Origin of the sequence: Oceaniferula flava (assembly GCF_016811075.1) — a bacterium.
Lineage (GTDB): Bacteria > Verrucomicrobiota > Verrucomicrobiia > Verrucomicrobiales > Akkermansiaceae > Oceaniferula > Oceaniferula flava.
Map to the genome: position 1 here is coordinate 76,404 of NZ_JAFBGL010000001.1, position 16,488 is coordinate 92,891.

The 16,488-nt window shown below is 53.8% G+C and carries 14 protein-coding genes; 9 read left to right on the plus strand and 5 right to left on the minus strand.

Annotated features, from left to right (window positions below):
* Positions 1–47 precede the first annotated feature (47 nt).
* The gene (locus JO972_RS00350) at positions 48–566 is read left to right on the plus strand and encodes a hypothetical protein (RefSeq protein ID WP_309487997.1); all 519 of its coding nucleotides are present in this window, start codon (positions 48–50) and stop codon (positions 564–566) included.
* Between the two features lie 73 nt (positions 567–639).
* Positions 640–993: a ribonuclease III domain-containing protein gene (locus JO972_RS00355; RefSeq protein ID WP_309487998.1), complete on the plus strand. Its 354-nt coding sequence runs from the start codon at positions 640–642 to the stop codon at positions 991–993.
* 310 nt (positions 994–1,303) lie between these two features.
* On the opposite strand, the gene JO972_RS00360 is transcribed toward JO972_RS00355, so the two are convergent.
* Positions 1,304–2,800 carry a tryptophan 7-halogenase gene (locus tag JO972_RS00360; protein ID WP_309487999.1) on the minus strand — a complete coding sequence of 499 codons (1,497 nt, stop codon included), beginning with the start codon at positions 2,798–2,800 and terminating at the stop codon, positions 1,304–1,306.
* 71 nt (positions 2,801–2,871) lie between these two features.
* Positions 2,872–3,519, minus strand: a complete 648-nt coding sequence (locus JO972_RS00365) for a PEP-CTERM sorting domain-containing protein (protein ID WP_309488000.1) — start codon at positions 3,517–3,519, stop codon at positions 2,872–2,874.
* Positions 3,520–3,839: 320 nt separating this feature from the next.
* On the opposite strand from JO972_RS00365, the gene JO972_RS00370 reads away from it, so the two are divergent.
* A complete protein-coding gene (locus tag JO972_RS00370; RefSeq protein WP_425498272.1) occupies positions 3,840–5,699 on the plus strand; it encodes a DUF5060 domain-containing protein in 1,860 nt (619 codons plus the stop codon).
* An 87-nt stretch (positions 5,700–5,786) separates the two neighbouring features.
* Here the strand turns inward: JO972_RS00370 and rnr are convergent, their stop codons facing one another.
* Positions 5,787–8,303 carry a ribonuclease R gene (gene rnr / locus JO972_RS00375; protein ID WP_309488002.1) on the minus strand — a complete coding sequence of 839 codons (2,517 nt, stop codon included), beginning with the start codon at positions 8,301–8,303 and terminating at the stop codon, positions 5,787–5,789.
* A gap of 326 nt (positions 8,304–8,629) precedes the next feature.
* Here rnr and JO972_RS00380 point away from each other — a divergent pair, with 326 nt between their 5' ends.
* A complete protein-coding gene (locus JO972_RS00380) occupies positions 8,630–9,229 on the plus strand; it encodes a prepilin-type N-terminal cleavage/methylation domain-containing protein (RefSeq protein ID WP_309488003.1) in 600 nt (199 codons plus the stop codon).
* Between the two features lie 74 nt (positions 9,230–9,303).
* Here the strand turns inward: JO972_RS00380 and trmB are convergent, their stop codons facing one another.
* Positions 9,304–9,951 (minus strand): tRNA (guanosine(46)-N7)-methyltransferase TrmB, encoded by a 648-nt coding sequence (gene trmB, locus JO972_RS00385; protein WP_309488004.1) that lies wholly within the window; start codon positions 9,949–9,951, stop codon positions 9,304–9,306.
* 56 nt (positions 9,952–10,007) lie between these two features.
* Between trmB and JO972_RS00390 the strand changes: the two genes are divergently transcribed.
* The 5 genes from JO972_RS00390 to rpsD all read left to right on the plus strand — a co-directional run bounded on the left by JO972_RS00390 (position 10,008) and on the right by rpsD (position 14,273).
* A complete protein-coding gene (locus JO972_RS00390; protein ID WP_309488005.1) occupies positions 10,008–11,120 on the plus strand; it encodes a serine hydrolase domain-containing protein in 1,113 nt (370 codons plus the stop codon).
* A 38-nt stretch (positions 11,121–11,158) separates the two neighbouring features.
* Positions 11,159–12,457: a diaminopimelate decarboxylase gene (lysA, locus tag JO972_RS00395; RefSeq protein WP_309488006.1), complete on the plus strand. Its 1,299-nt coding sequence runs from the start codon at positions 11,159–11,161 to the stop codon at positions 12,455–12,457.
* 191 nt (positions 12,458–12,648) lie between these two features.
* Complete coding sequence (rpsM, locus tag JO972_RS00400) at positions 12,649–13,017, plus strand: 30S ribosomal protein S13 (protein ID WP_309488007.1); 369 nt, start codon at positions 12,649–12,651, stop codon at positions 13,015–13,017.
* 26 nt (positions 13,018–13,043) lie between these two features.
* On the plus strand, positions 13,044–13,622 hold the full coding sequence (rpsK, locus tag JO972_RS00405; protein ID WP_343221505.1) for a 30S ribosomal protein S11: 579 nt from the start codon (positions 13,044–13,046) through the stop codon (positions 13,620–13,622).
* A 39-nt stretch (positions 13,623–13,661) separates the two neighbouring features.
* Positions 13,662–14,273, plus strand: coding sequence for a 30S ribosomal protein S4 (gene rpsD, locus JO972_RS00410; RefSeq protein ID WP_309488008.1), 612 nt, complete (start codon positions 13,662–13,664; stop codon positions 14,271–14,273).
* 310 nt (positions 14,274–14,583) lie between these two features.
* On the opposite strand, the gene JO972_RS00415 is transcribed toward rpsD, so the two are convergent.
* Positions 14,584–16,305, minus strand: coding sequence for an ABC transporter ATP-binding protein (locus tag JO972_RS00415; protein WP_309488009.1), 1,722 nt, complete (start codon positions 16,303–16,305; stop codon positions 14,584–14,586).
* Between the last annotated feature and the right edge of the window lie 183 nt (positions 16,306–16,488).

Here is a 16,488-nt window from a genome sequence, read left to right on the forward strand (position 1 = left end):
CTTTCACTCTGAGAAGACTCTGCTGTTTTCTATTCTGCTCTTGCCTCTTGATGTTGGCAGGATGCGCTAATGAACCGAAAACGTCTCAGCCGTGGCTTAGCTCGATCCGTCAGGAGCTGGGCTATCTCGGCGCCAGAAATTGGGTCGTCATTGGAGAGGCTGCCTTGCCGATCCAGAGTCGGCCAGGTCTGCGCGTGATCCAAGTGGATGCAGATATTCCCGAAGTGCTCGATGGCTTGGAGCAGGTGATTGAGGAAAAACATCACGTGTCCCCACGGATCTATGTGACTTCTGAAATGGCCAAGGTTCCCTATGATTACGCTCCGGGGATTAAGGAACATCGCAAGGATTTGGAACAGGCCCTGCATGGTCGTGAAACGGTGCGATTGGATAACGAGATTTTGATGAAACTGGTCAACGATACCTCCAAAAGCTACCGCGTGCTGGTGATTAAAACCCGCACAGCGCTCCCTTATTCAAGTGTCTTCGTGGAACTTGGCAGTGGTTATTGGAGTGCGGAGTCGGAAAGTGCCCTGCGTAAAAATATGGAAAGCGATACTCCGTAACGCTCTCACGAAGGAGGGTCGTAATTCTGTATTTCAGAGTTGAAAGTTCAAAATTACCTTCTAAATCAACGACATGGCAGCACCCAAAAAAATCGATCCGGAGCTCATGCGCGAGCGTGAGGAAGCGTGGGTTGGCGACGCGGTGCTAGCGCTGTATATGCGCGAGCTGATCCTCAAGGAGGATGGTGCGATGGATGGCGAGAAGTTCGTGCGCTGCACCTCCAATGATTTCCTTAGAAACATCGGAAATGCCACCTCTGTGGAAGCTCTGATCGGCCGGATCTACCAAGAAAAAGGGCTCGAAGCCGCCAACGAGTGGATGGAGTATCAGCTGCTGCCCGTTTTCCGAAAGCAGGAAAAAAACTACCAACAACGCCAAGCTCAGCTCGCCAAAAAAGGAGGCAAGCGCGCGAAGAAGAAAGGTTAATCTCGCCCTCGTCCTATCGTGGAATGGTGACGGTGGTCGTGGGGCATTGTTGCTGGTTTTCGAGATCTGAGGGTGTTTCGTTTACGTTCGAGGAGGGTGACGACTTGTATTTCTTTAGCTCCTGCCCGCGATGGTGATTTGCTGAGAGATTGTCTGCAAGGATAGCAGCAGGGTAGTCGGTTCTTTCGTCGTGGACGGCATAAATATGGCTGGAGGAACTTATGATGCCACCCAGATCGCAGCGCGTGGAGTGGGAGGTTCATCTAACTGCGTAGCTAAGCCTACACGAAAGAGATGGGGACCATGTTTCCTAGCGTCGAAGTTTTTTCCACGTTTCAGGTTTCATGAGTAAGCTTCTAACTTCTGCCATGGTCATGCCCTGAGCGGCCATCTTGTCGAGCCTTTGGCAGTGTTCTTTGTAAATACGCTTTTCATGCCTGGGTGCTTGATAGCCCTTTGTGGGAATTGATAGACCTGTTAAATGGGCAAAGTATCCGCTAATGCCGAACTGTGAGAGAGGAGGAAGGGTGGCCGCGGCGATTTTCGATGATCCGTTTTCTTGATAGAATTTCAGAAGCTCTTCCCAATTTGTAGCGGGGATCTTGTTCTGACAGTCCTGCCAGAACGGGGTGTTGATCCGATGGTTATACTTGTAGTGAAGTGCGAGGAAATCACGAATCTCCTGCCATAGATCAGTCGTGACCTTGTTGTAGAGGGTTCGAAGTGAATCGTTCGGGGAACACTGGCTGTCATACAGTCCGTCAGCCAGCCACCGCGTTTGTAGGCAGGCACACATGATCGCTGTCGCTTCCAAGGGTTCTACGAAACCGGAGGCGTTGCCAATAGCGATGACGTTTTTTGCCCATGCTTTTTCTCGATGGCCAGATTGGAAGAAAACTTCTCGAGCTTCGTTGATTTTAGGGTTTTTGGCTTTGAATTCTTCAACGGCAGTCTCGGTGTCAATATGCGATGAGCTGAACACATATCCGCGGTTGATACGTTCCGGATGGTCAATACGCCACGCCCAACCTGATTCCATGGTTTCAGAAACCGTGTAATTCAAAATCTCCTCGCCGTCTTCTCGATCCCAGCCACCCACAACAGCACGATCGCAAAAGAGTGATTCAGAAAATGAAACAAAAGGAACTTCCGCGTGTTTGCCGATCAGTTCAGCACGGAAGCCTGAAGCATCGATGAAGAGGTCAGCCGAGTATGACTGACCACTGACGCCTATGATCGAAGAGAGGTTTCCGTCTTCATCACACACAGCGGCCTCGAGTTGATCCTCTTCGAAGATGATGCCTGATTCTTTTCCTGCCGCGACCAGTGTTTCGATCAAGCGATGGTTCTCAATATGCCAGGCAAAGAGTTGTCCTGGTGGTGGGATATTTGGCAACTGCGAGCCTCGAGAGGGAATTCTTTTTTCACGCATGCATGCCACCAGAAGGTCGGCCCCATTATCCTCAGCTTGGTGATAATATCCTGAACCTCTCGATAAATGGGGCAATGATCGAACTAAGAAATCTTCAGTGAAGGGGTAATAATACCTGTCATGGGACCCCCACTGGAGTTCCACTCCTAGTTTGTAAACTGGATCAAGTGCTCGGTAAGTGCTCGCTTCATCGAGTTTGAGATAATTATGGATGAAATCGAGAACGTAGGGGACGGTTCCTTCGCCTACGCCAATCGTTCCAATCAGGCTGCTAGAGACGACGGTAACTTCGAGCTGAGGGTTTCGACGTTTGACCCCAAGTGCCGCAATGAGGCCAGCACTCCCCGATCCGAGGACAATAACTTTTTTGACCATATGTTGAACAAACAAAGGCTGCCATAGATTACTATAACAGCCTTGTATGAGGCTAATATCTAGAGGGGCAGTTAGCGTCTACGTTTTCTTTGGAAAAGAAACAAGCCAGCACCAAGCATCGCCATCAGAGCGGATGAAGGTTCAGGAACTGCGGTAATAATAATTCCCGCAATATTGGTTCTTGCACTAGCTCCACCTGAGGGGGCTGTTCCTGTAGTCGTAGTATCTACGTAAAGTGTGTCGGAAGTGATACTGCTACTCACTGTGGTAAGCCCGTTCTGAATATTCGGATTGGTTAGTGTGTCCAGTAGCGCACCTCCGCTGGTATCATTGATGAGAGTGTCACCGAACCAGTTAGTGGATGTGTCGCTTGCTTGAGAAAGTTGCACGGTGTAGCCACTTGCTCCATTGGCTGTTAGCCAGCTTGATAGGCCGGTAATGGTGATTGCTGTGGCGTTATCAATGTAGCCGTTTTCAATATTATTACTGCTGCCGCCGCTCCATGAGCCTCCTCCCCATGACATCGATACTCCATCAGTTGTTAGATTTGTGTCGCCGCTCTCGACATCGACCCAAGTATCGATACCGTATTCGCTACCATCATTAGCGGCAGGTGTGACGGTAGCACTTCGCATAAAATTGACTGCGATGATACTGGCTGCAGAGAGGCTGCCGTGGCAGAGTCCCATAACGGTGACAAGGAATATAGTTTGTTTCATAATATTGCGAATTACATGTTGCATTAACACAGTATTAATCCCGAAAAATATCGTCAACGTGAAATAAGTGTCGGATTTCCTTCTTGGGGTTCATTATTCCTCACCACTCTTACAGGTGTAAAGATGGCTTTTTATCGGGGGCTTTCCGACCTTGTTTTCTGAAGAGTCATCTTCGAGCTTTTCTTTTTCAGGATCGCTTTTTTTGACACGTTCTTGTTACGATGGATTCTTTGTTCAGGGCTTTATTTTCATGACCCAGATCTCGTCTATTGTGTTTGTAGGGGTGTTTAGAGTTATGTTAGTTATGACATTCTATCATGATGAATGTGAAACAATCTAAGGTGCCCCAGGCGGTGAGTGTTGGGTTTTTGTTAGTCAGCGCGGCGCTGTGGGCACGGGCTGAGGTTGCGGTCAGTGGGGAACTCAAGCAGTGGCACAAGGTGACTCTGACGGTCGACGGCCCGATGGCGAAGGAGAGCGACCAACAACCGAACCCTTTTACCGAACTCTTGCTCGATGTGCGCTTCATCCACGAATCCGGCAGCCCGGATTATTGGGTGCCGGGGTATTTTGCCGCGGATGGTCAAGCTGCCGATAGCTCGGCAACTCAGGGGACCAAGTGGCGTGCACATTTGTCTCCGGATAAAACCGGCAGGTGGAACTACACGGTCCGCTTCAATGGCAGCAAGCACGATGGCGAAAGTGGCAGCTTCACCATCGCCGCGACAGATAAGACAGGGCGCGATTTCCGGGGGAAAGGTCGACTGCAATACGTCGGCAAGCGCTACCTTCGGCATGCTGGAAACGGTCAATGGTTTCTCAAAGCCGGCGCTGACTCACCGGAAACTTTTCTCGCCTATCAGGACTTCGATGGCACCGTGACGAACAATCGAAAGAAGGGCCCGTTGAAATCGTGGAAGGCACATATCAAGGACTGGAAAAGTGGTGACCCCACGTGGAAGGGTGGCAAGGGGAAGGGGATGATAGGTGCGATCAATTATCTGTCAGGGAAAGGGGCTAACGCATTTTCCTTCATCCCCTACAATGCAGGGGGCGATGGTGATAACGTCTGGCCCCATGTCAGCCGTGCCGATAAATTACACTTTGATTGTTCCAAGCTTGATCAGTGGGGGATCGTGTTCGATCACGCCACCTCGAAGGGGATGTATCTCCATTTTAAACTGCAGGAAACCGAGAATGACGACCAGAAGGGGCCGGGCAAAGACCAGGCGCTCGATGGCGGAAACTTGGGGCCCGAGCGCAAGGCATATCTGCGCGAAATGGTCGCCCGTTTTGGTCATCATCTGGCACTCAACTGGAACCTCGGTGAGGAAAACACCCAGTCGCTGGATCAGATCCGTGAGCAGGCCGCGTATTTGCGCAAGATCGATCCCTACGGACATCTGATCGTGCTGCACACCTATCCGAGCCAGCATGAGAAAATTTACGGAAAGCTGGTAGGCGACAAGAAAAGCCTGACCGGGGTTTCGGTGCAGAACTCAGACGTCGGCAAGACCCATCAAGATACCTTGAAGTGGGTGGAGCGCTCGGAGAAGTCGGGGCATCGATGGGTGGTCGCTTTTGACGAGGCGGGCAATGCCGGAGCTGGCAGCCCGCCGGACCCCGATTGGCCAGGGGTGGCCGAAGTGCGGAAGAAAAACAAAGCGAGTAAAAAGCCGCTCGATATGCCGAGCGTGAACGACGTTCGGTCGAAGGTCCTCTGGGGAAACTTGATGGCCGGTGGCGCGGGTGTGGAGTATTACTTCGGCTACAAATTACCGCAGAACGACCTCAAAGCCGAGGACTGGCGCAGTCGCGACATGACTTGGGATTACAGCGCCATCGCTCTGGATTTTTTCCAAGAGAACAAGATCCCGTTTTGGGAAATGAGCAACAGCAATGCGCTGGTGGGCAATACCAAGAAGGATAACAGCGCCTATTGTTTTTCCAAAAAAGGAGAGGTCTACGTGGTCTATCTGCGGAAGGCCAATGGCAAGCAGCAGCTCGATCTTTCTGAAACCCAGAACGCCTTCAGCCTGCAATGGTTCAACCCGCGCAGAGGTGGTTTGCTTCAAGATGGCAAGCTCAACCGTGTGACGGGTGGTGGTCAAATCGATCTCGGAAATCCACCCTCGGACCTCGGTGAGGACTGGGTGGTTCTGCTCAAGGCAAAGAAGTGAGCCGACTCCGTTGACGACCTGCTCCGGCCAGCCAGCGCCCTTGATCAAGGGGCTGGGCTGACTGAAGTGTGTGATCCCGGCTCCGAGTTATCGGCGCCGTTTCTTGGCGGACTTTTTCTTGGAAGGTCCTTTTTTGTTGGAAGGTGCCCTCTTGCTGGAAGGCTTTTTGTTGGGCTTCTCTGAACGTGAGTTTCGTTGCTTGTTCTTCTCCGTGTCCACTGGCTGTGCATTCGCTTGGCCTTCGACGGGTTTGAGCTCGTTATCGACGAGTTTGAAATCGACGCGCTGCTGCTCCATATCGACGTTGGACACGTGGCAGAGGTGCTGCTGACCGACGGTAAACATCTGACCGTAGGGTCCGGTGAAGCGCATCAGGTTCGCCTCGAACTGCCATTCTTTACCGCCCTTGAGTGGTGGCAGATCTTCCAGCTTGATCAGCCCCTTGGTCTGAATATCCACCGCTTCGACGAAGAGACCGAAGTGGCGCACTTCCGTGACAACGACATTGAAGCTTGGCGGGTTTTCATCCACCGAACACATGTGCAGATACTGCAGCATCTTGAGTCGGCGTGATTCGTTTTCAGCCTCCGCGCTGGTGCGCTCGGTCTCGGATATGTGCTGGGCGATCTGCGCCATCTCGGCTCCACCCGGTGTGCGGTCGATTTTCTTCGGCGGGTTCCCCAGGTGTCTTTGCAGCGCACGGTGGACGATCAAATCTGCGTAGCGACGGATCGGCGAGGTGAAGTGGCAGTAGTTCTCCTTGGACAGGCCGTAGTGGCCGAGCGGGTCTTGGAAATAGGCGGCTCGCTTGAGCGATTTCAGCAGTCCGATCTTGATCGCCGGTTCCTCGATGGTGCCCTTGGCTTTATCTAACAATGCTTGGATATGCTTCTTATTCGTCAAGTCACCTGGTTTGTAACCGTGGAGCTTGGCGAGCTCGGCATAGTCGTTGAGTCGATCAGGATCTGGATCCTCGTGGATGCGGTAAACTGTCGGTTGGCGTTGGTTTTTCAACAACTTGGCAGCCGCCTCGTTGGCAATGAGCATGAACTCTTCAATCAGCTGGTGGCTTTCGTTGTAGTCGCTTTTTTCAATGCCAATGGGTTTTCCTTTGTCATCTAACACAACCTTGACCTCCGGCATGTCGAGATCGAGCGCGCCGTTTTCAAACCGCCGCTTTCGCAGCAGGGAGGCCAAGCGCCATGCCTCATGCAGCATGGCGGCAATCTCCGGTTTTTCATCGGGGAAGAGCTTGGCGATCTTGTCTTCCGGAGCCATCAGGATTTCCTGGGCTTCTTCGTAGGTGTAGCGTCTGGCCGAGTGAATCACCGCGCGGGTGAACTTGGCGGACTTGACTCGACCTTGCTGGTTGAGCGTTAGCAGACAGCACTGGGTGAGGCGATCCACATGGGGCATCAGCGAGCAGAGGTGGTTTGACAGCTCGCGCGGGATCATCGGCAGCACACGATCGGCCATGTAGGTGGAGTTACCACGCTCCACGGCCTCCTTGTCCAGTGCGGTGCCGGGTTTCACATAGTGCGAAACATCGGCGATGTGCACGCCCAGCTGCCAGTCGCCATTCTTGAGCTTTCGCACGCTGATGGCGTCATCAAAGTCCTTGGCGTCATGGGGGTCGATGGTGATCACCGTGAGGTCGCGCCAGTCGTCGCGGTCGACGAGATCTTTTTCCGTCACTTCATCGCCGAAGTTACGAGCTTCCTTCAACACGGCGTCGGGGAATTCACTGCGCAGGCCATGTTTGTGAACGATGGAAAGCATGTCCACGCCTGGGGTGTCCGGCCAGCCTAACACCTCGGTGATTTTACCGCGCGGTGAGCTGTTCGGGTTATCCCATTGGGTCAGTGCCACGGCCACCTTCTGGCCGCCTTTCGGCTCCGGTGAGGTGTCTTTTGATCCCTTGCTCGCTGGCTCGATGTTGACATCGGGGATTTGGGCATCGTCCGGCTGCACGTGGGCATACTGGCCACGTTTGAAGTAGGTGCCGATGATTTTGGACATGCCTCGCTCGATGATTTTATCGACGTAGCCGGCGGCTTCGTCATCGGGAGCTTTCATGCCCGCGGCCTTCTGGGCTCGGCCACGGCGGCGGTTCGCCCACTCGGGAGGCCCGATGCGATCGATGCGCACGCGCACCTTGTCGCCATTCATGGCGGTGGAAGTTTTGTTGGAGGAAATGAAGATCCGGCTGAACTGTTGCAGATCGATATTAGCGGCTTCGTTACTGGCGTCATTGCTGTCCGGGTAGAACCAAGCATTGCCGGAGGCTTGGAAGCGGATGGTGCCCACGAGTTGGGGGCCACTTGAGGAATGTTTACGGCCGCCTTTTTTGCCACCTCCTTTGGGGGGGCGTTGGGGTTGGTGCTCGGAGGCACCGCCATTCTGGCCAGCTCTTGATTTCAGGTCGAAGCGACCTTTTTTACCGCGGACAATCAGGCCTTTGTTTTCGAGACGAAGCAGCTCGGCGCGGAGGGCGGAGCGTTCGTTCGGTTTCAGGCGGAGGCTGCGGGCGAATTCAGATTTATTGAGCGGTTGGTAATCAGAGGCTTTCATGAGCACTCGGATGCGCTCTCGAAGATTATTCATAAGTTAATACTGTGTAGAAATTGAAGATTGAACATGAAAAATTGATGGTTTTTCAAGGATTGGGATAGATTTTGCGTCTTTGTCGGGAGGTTTTTTTCGTTGTGATGGATCGGATCCAGTGGTAGTTTTGTATTGTCAATGTAATCTCAGATGTAACTCCAAGGTTGCGCTGAGGCAGGATTTCTGTCTCATTAAAGTCTTGCAGTAGCGGCCGTAAAAAACGGTGGGAGAAAAGAACTCTGGGGTGTCCCTTGTTCTCTCTGGCTGAAGCCGTCTTTCTGTTTTTGCATAGCTATCCATATATACACCATAACCAAACATAACCGATGAAATTACCTAAATCAAAATCCAAAGGATTTACCTTAGTCGAACTGCTGGTCGTGATCGCGATCATCGCCGTTCTCGCCGCACTGGCCACGCCTGCCATTATGAAAGGCCTGACCAAGGCCAGCATTGTGAAAGCGAAGAGCGTTTGCTCAAACTTTGAAACTGCCGTAAACAATTTCGAAAACGAATATAATTACCTGCCATACTCTGGCACGGTGCCGGACGATGATAACACGGATCCAATCAGAAGTGATGAAGATGTCGTAGCCGTCCTAGCCGGTGTTGAGGACACTGATAGCTCAGATGCTCAGAATTTCAAAGGAATTCGCTTTTTTGAGTTGGGCGAGCCTAAGGGAAGCTCCGAAGCCAGCTACAAAGATGGCATGAAAATCGACACCGCAGCCAACACCGCCAAGATTTACGATCCATGGGGTAATACCTACTACATCGTGTTCGATTACGGCTTGGACGGCCTGATCGACAATCCACTTGAGCCAGGCGAAACAGTCGGCGGTAAAAAAGTCATCGTCTACAGCTACGGCCCAGACGAGCAGTTCGGCACGAACAAGCTGAACCGCGATAACGCGACCAACTTCTAATCGAGCCTCGCACAGAAGCTCTCAATCATTCCAACGGCGCGGCTCACACCGCGCCGTTTTTTTGTCGACTGCGCTTACTTTTTGAAGCGCAGCTGATGGATGGTTTTTCCCTGGCTTTCCCAGAGTTTTTGGAAGTCCGTTTTTGGGTAGAAAAAGGCATCCGGGCCGGCATCGTCCGTGCCGTCACCCAGCCATGGCAGAGGGGTGAACTTGCCGAAGGTTTCCATCTCCTCGCAGACCCACTCGTAGTAGTCCGGGTGATCGGTTTTGAAGAGGAACTCACCGGTGGGGGAGAGAACATTGTGGAGGCAGCTGAGGAAATGCTGCTGGACGAGGCGGCGCTTGTGGTGGCGCGCCTTCGGCCATGGATCCGGGCAGAGCAGGTGCAGGCGGCTGACCGATTCTTTTTCTAACAACCATTCCAGGGTGTAGGAACTTTCGAGTCTTAAGACCTTGGCATTTTTTAACCCCAGTTCCTCGATTCCCCGACAAACGCCGCGGACTCGCCCCAGCAAGCGCTCGACGCCGAGAAAGTTCCGTTCCGGGTAATGCTTTGCCATTTCCAGGAGAAAGGTGCCGTCGCCGCAGCCGAGGTCGATTTCCAGTGGCAGGTCTGGATTTCCGTCGGAAAAAATATCAGCGGCGGAGTGGCGACGGAAAAAGTCGTCCGGCATGTATTCGCAGGCTTCCGGTGGGCGGGTGCATTGGGCGGTGGTGGGCATGGGGAAAGATTGAAGTTTGGAGTTTGAAGTTTGAAGCATTAAGTTATGAAACTGCCGTGAACGCGAGCGAGCTGGAGAAAAGTTTTCAGAAGAATTTTACCGATCGGCAGGAATTGGGGGCTTCAGTCTCCATCTGGAAAGACGGAGAAGAGGTGCTGTCTTTGGCACAGGGATGGTGCGAACGCGAGCAGGAACGGCCGTGGACGCAAGAAACCTTGGTGCCTTTTTACTCCACGACCAAAGGGCTGGCATCGGCCACTGTGTTGCTGCTGATGCACGAGCGTGGGATGACGCCGGAAGATTTGGTCTGTTCGGTTTGGCCCGAGTTTCCCGTTAAGAAGGGCACGATCGGACAGCTACTGTCGCACCAGCTGGGACTGGCGGCACTGGATGAAAAAGCGGATGTCTGGGACTATGATGCGGTGATTGCCGCCATTGAAAAGCAGCAGCCGAACTGGCAGCCAGGCAGCGCTCATGGCTACCACCCCCGGACCTTCGGCTTCTTGTTGGAGGAACTGGTGCGGCGCATGACGGGGGAGACGCTGGGCGATGTTTGGCGGAAAAAAATTGCCGAGCCTCTCCAACTGGATGCCTGGATCGGTCTGCCGGAGAGCGAATTCGATCGCGTCGCCCGACTATACCCCGGCAAGCAGAACAAGGAGGATCTGGAGAGCGGCTTTTACCGTCAGCTGCACACGCCGGATTCGTTGGTGAAGCGGGCGTTCTCATCTCCGCGCGGATTGCACTCGGTGCGCGAGATGAATGAGGCGCGAGCCTGGCAATCGGGCTTCCCGGCGATGGGGGGCATTGGCACGGCGCGGGCGGTGGCGAAGTTCTACCAGGCGGCCTGCGGAGCGATTCCCTTTTTTCCCGAGGCAATGATGCCCTGGATGCAGGGCATGCGGAGCTGCGGGGAGGATTTGATTTTGTGCACACAAACGGCCTTTTCCTGTGGGTTCCAACTCGACCCGATCGATATGGTGGGGCGCAAAGTGCGTCACCACTACGGACTGTCCAGGCGGGCATTCGGTCATCCGGGGGCGGGTGGCAGTCAGGCCTTTGGCGATCCGGATTCCGGTCTGTCGTTCTGCTACCTGATGAACCAGATGGAGCTCAGTCCGCTGCCGGGTGCGAAAAGTTTGGACATGATCCGAGCGATGTATCTCTAAGGCTTGCAACTTTCGCAGGTCTAGTGCAAAGCAGCGTCATGCATTCTTTCCACTATCAAAATGCCTCGCTGCACTGCGAGGATGTCGATCTCGCAACGCTGGCCGACGCCCACGGCACTCCAGCCTATGTCTACAGCGCGAACACCATCCGAGATCATTACCGTCGACTCGATCAGGCTCTGGGCGACATCGATCACGGCATTGAATACGCTGTGAAGGCGAACTCCAACCTCTCGGTGCTCAAGTTGCTCGTCGAGGAGGGAAGTGGCTTCGACATCGTTTCCGGTGGTGAGCTGCGCCGTGTGATTGAAGCCGGTGGCGATGCCGGAAAGTGCACCTTCGCCGGAGTCGGTAAGACCCGCGAGGAAATTGAATACGCCCTGCGCGAGCAGATCTACTGCTTCAATGCCGAGAGCGAAGAGGAAGTTGCTTTTATTAATACCGTTGCTGGTGAGATGGGTGTGAAAGCTCCTGTCGCCTTCCGCGTGAACCCGAATGTCGATGCCAAGACGCACAAGTACATCTCCACGGGGAAATCTGAGAACAAGTTCGGTGTCGATTTCGAAGTCATCGAAGACGCTTACGCTCGTGCCGCCGCACTGCCTAACATCACCCTGCGCGGATTGCAGATGCACATCGGCTCCCAGCTGACATCGCTGCAGCCATTCATTGAAGCGGTGGAAAAAGTGGCCCCATTGGCGAATAAGCTGAAGGAAAGCTACGGGATCGAATTTTTCTCCATCGGTGGAGGTGTAGGCATCGTTTATGATCCAGCTTTGGAATCAGGGAAACCCGAGTGGTGGTCCGGCCAGGAGGAGGAACACAAACCTCTCACAATCGAGCAGTATGCCGCGGGTGTGGTGCCTGTGTTGAAAAAGACCGGTCTGAAAATCTTGGTCGAACCCGGCCGTTACATCGTCGGCAATGCCGGTGTCATGCTGACCCGCTGCCTCTATGAGAAAAAAGGATCCGCCAAAACCTTCCGCATCGTCGATGCCGGCATGAACGATCTCATTCGTCCGGCACTCTATGAAGGTCACCACGACATCGTGCCGCTGAAAGAGCCGGGTGCCGAAACAGGTGTGACCGCGGTCGACGTGGTGGGCCCCGTCTGCGAGACCGGCGACTTTTTCTGCCAGAACCGCGAACTGCCGAACTTCGCTCCCGGAGAAGCCATCGCACTGCTCAGTGCCGGTGCCTACGGTTTTGTCATGGCGTCGAACTACAACTCACGCGGGCTGCCCGTGGAGATTTTGGTCGATGGATCCGAGGCGAAGGTGATTCGTCCGCGCCAGACCATGGACGATATCCTCGCCAGTGAGAAGGCAGCGCTCTAGATGATTCATTGGCGGAACTGCCTGTATGAGAGGGGAAAATGCTAATTCCCGCTTGCCACGGCTGATATCTCTGCTAAATACGCCCTCCCGCGCGGTGCGCAGGAACACCAATTTTGGTTATCATCACTAGGGCAATTCCTTGGGTTGAGCGCATCACACAACACATTAACCATCCAGAAAAACACAGGATTATGGCACGTATATTCGGTATTGAAATCCCGAACGAGAAGCGCATTGAAGCTTCTCTTCCCTACATCTATGGCGTTGGTCGTCAGACCGCCACACGCATTCTCGAGCAAGCAGGAGTGGACCCAGACGTCCGCACCGGTAAGCTCACTGAAGAACAGCTTGTGAAAATCGCTCAAGTCATCACCTCCGAGGGTATCCTCATCGAAGGTGATCTTCGTCGTGAGAAGCAGGCCGCTATGAAGCGTCTGACTTCGATTAACTGCTACCGTGGCATCCGTCACCGCGTCGGTCTTCCCGTTCGTGGTCAACGCACCAGCACCAACGCCCGCACCCGTAAAGGTAAGAAGCGCACAGTGGGAGTAGTGAAGTAATTAACCTATTAAACTAATTTATCATTATGTCTGAAGAAGAAATCAAAGACGACGCAGCCGAAACACCAGCTGCCGAGGCTCCTAAAGAGGAAGCCACTCCTGTGACTGAAGAAGCTGCTGCTGAAACTCCAGCCGCTACTGAAGAAGCCGTTGCCGAGGAAGCACCTAAAGCTCCTGAGAAAAAGCGCGACATCTTCGCCGAACTCATCGGTGAAGACGAAGAAGCTGTTCGCATTCACAAAGCGAAGAAAAGCAAGAACGTCACCTCCGGTATCGTTCACATCACTGCTACTTTCAACAACACCCTGGTCAGCGTCACCGATTACTCTGGTAACGCCATCGGATGGTCAAGTGCTGGTAAAATGGGCTTCAAGGGATCTCGTAAGAGCACCGCTTATGCCGCCCAGGTTGTGTCTCAGGACGCATGCCGCCAAGCAATGAGCCACGGTTTCAAAGAAGCCGAAGTTCGTGTCAAAGGCCCAGGTTCCGGACGTGAGTCCGCTGTTCGTGCCGTGCAAGGTCTCGGAATCAGCATCACTGCCATCAAGGACGTGACTCCGATCCCCCACAACGGCTGCCGCCCTAAGAAAGCACGTCGCGTGTAATTCAGCACATTTTATTCACTCTCTAACTACTTTTATATTATGGCTCGTTACACTGGCCCAAAAGACAAAATCAGCCGCCGCTTCGGCGTCGCCCTCTTCGGACCTTCCAAAGCTCTCGAACGTCGTAACTTCCCTCCCGGTCAACACGGCGTTCGCGCTGGTCGCCGCAAGAAGTCCGACTACGCAGTCGCTCTCGGTGAGAAGCAGAAACTCCGTTTCCAATACGGCGTTCTCGAAAAGCAATTCCGCGCATACTACGCAGAAGCAAGCCGTCGCCGCGGTATTACCGGTGACCTTCTTCTCCAGATCTTGGAACTGCGTCTCGACAACGTTTGCTACCGCCTCGGCCTTGGCAACACCCGTTCCGCTGCTCGTCAGCTCGTGAACCACGGTCACATCCAAGTCAACGGCAAGCGCGTGGACATCCCTAGCTACCAGTGCAAACCTGGTGACGTGATCTCCGTGCAGGACAAAGCCAGCTCACAGCAGCTCGGCCTCCGTTACATGGACCTCACCCAAGCTGTGCCACTGAAAGACTGGCTCGAGCTTGACCGCACCAAGATGGAGGGCACCATTACCCGCACTCCTGAGAACGACGACATGGACGCCCAAGTCAACGTTCAGCTGGTGGTCGAACTTTACTCACGTTAATCGACCCAACAACAACTTCAAAACGGCGGTTCACTTCGGTGGCCGCCGTTTTTTTGTGGCCCTTTTGTGGCCCAATGAGCGGTGGGAATCAGGTCATGTCGCTTACATGAAATTGGGAAACTGAACTTCGGCGCAGGAGTCACTTTTTCCTCGAGAGGGTAGCGATTGACCTGACTTGAGATTCTTGCACAGGACTGCTCAGATCCCTTGAGCAGCTCAACGGCAATAATACAGAGTTATAAAAAAGCGGAGAGCCCGCGAGCGACACTAGTCGCCTGGAGCCCACCGCCATTGAGCGTTTGGGGAATGCTTATTCCGCGAGAAATGCCTGCTTGGAGAGTTCGGCGTATTTGCCACCCAGCGCCAGCAGTTCGTGGTGCGTGCCACTTTCGATGACGCGACCCTTGTCCAAGACGTGAATCACATCGGCATTGCGGATGGTGGAAAGGCGGTGGGCAATGACGAAGGCGGTGCGGTTTTCCATCAGACGATCCAGTGCCTGTTGGATGAGGAGCTCGGTTTGGCTGTCAACCGAGGCAGTAGCTTCGTCGAGCAGCAGGATGGGCGGGTTCTTCAGCAAGGCGCGAGCAATCGATAAGCGCTGTCTCTCACCTCCGGAGAGTTTCACCCCGCGCTCACCCACCACGGTGTCCAATCCTTCCGGAAGTGCGCGCACAAAGCCATCGGCATTCGCGGCGGCCAGTGCCTGCCACATCGCCTCGTCGCTGGCATCGCGCTGGGCGAGGTAGAGGTTTTCCCGCACCGGGCCATTGAATAAAAACGGATCCTGGGTGACGTAGCCAATGGCCGAGCGCAAGGAGGCTTTGTTGGTCTGGTTCAGCTCCACGCCATCAATTGTGATCGAGCCTTCATCGTATTCGTAAAAGCGGCAAAGCAAGTTGACGATGGTGGATTTCCCCGCGCCGGTGGAACCCACCAGGGCAATTGTCTGCCCCGGCTTGGCTTCCAACGATACACCATGGAGAGTGCGTTCGTCACTGTAAGAAAAGTTGAGGTCGGTGATTTTGACGTGTCCACGCAGCGGTTGGGGCAGCGGGTTGCCATCGGTAGCGTGCACTTCGTCGTCTTCGTCCAAAATGGTGAACACCCGCTCGGCGGCGGCTCGTGATGATTGGGTCATCTGGTTCAGCTGGTGCAGTCGGGTGATCGGATCATACAGCGCCCAGATGATGGTGAAGAACTCCAGCAACACATCAGAGCCCATGCGTCCGTTGTGGATTTCCCAAGCTCCCACACCCAGCACCAAGGTGTAGCCGATGGAGTTGAAGAAGCTCATGCTGGGGGAGTAAAGCGCCCAGGCTTTCATGACGGTGAGGTTAGCATCGCGCACACGACCGGAGGTTTCGTTGAAGCTCTTGTGCTCCTCGTCCTCAGCCGCGTAGGATTTGATCTGGCGGATGCCGGCGATGTTGTCATGCAGCATGGCATTCATTTCCCCCGTGGCCTTGCGAACGATGCGATAGCGCGTGGCTGCATGCCGGGTGTAAAGCCAGGCCCCGATGATTAACAGGGGGATGGGAGCCAGGGCGGAAATGGCCAAGATAGGCGACCGCGTCATCAGGAAGATCGTCACGATGAGAATTTGTAACACGGCGATCAGTCCCTGTTCGATCCCATCGATCAGCACTCGCTCCATCTGTGGCACATCCTCGGCCACTCGAGTCATGATATCCCCAGTGCGGCGTTCATCGAACCACTTTAGCCGCAGACGTTGCAGTTTATTGTAGAGTTGGGATCGCAGATCATAGACCGCTTTTTGCTCGAAGGTGTTGTTGATTAGGATGCGTAGGAAGTTGAAAAAATCACGGGCGAAAAATGCCACCACCACCACGATCATGAAGGGGAGCAGGGATCCGATTTCTCCATTGTCGATGACCTCACGTTTGACTCGACCCGTCATCATTGGGAATGCCAGGAGCATGAGAGTCATCAAAATGGCACAGACCAACTGCGCGGATGCGAGCTTCGGATACTTGCCGAGATAAGAGAAAATACGCAGGATAGTCTTCATAATAGAGGCCTGCACGAGCCTTCGTGCGGGTGCCCTTTACTAAGGCTGCGATTGCCACCTTGTAAAGCGAACGATTGGCAAGAGTAAAATTGAGTGAAATTGCTCAATTTTTGCGTTGCCGTCTGCCCCTCGGTGGCACTAGGTTAACTTTCATACACCGAAAACCCACGATCTCAACACACC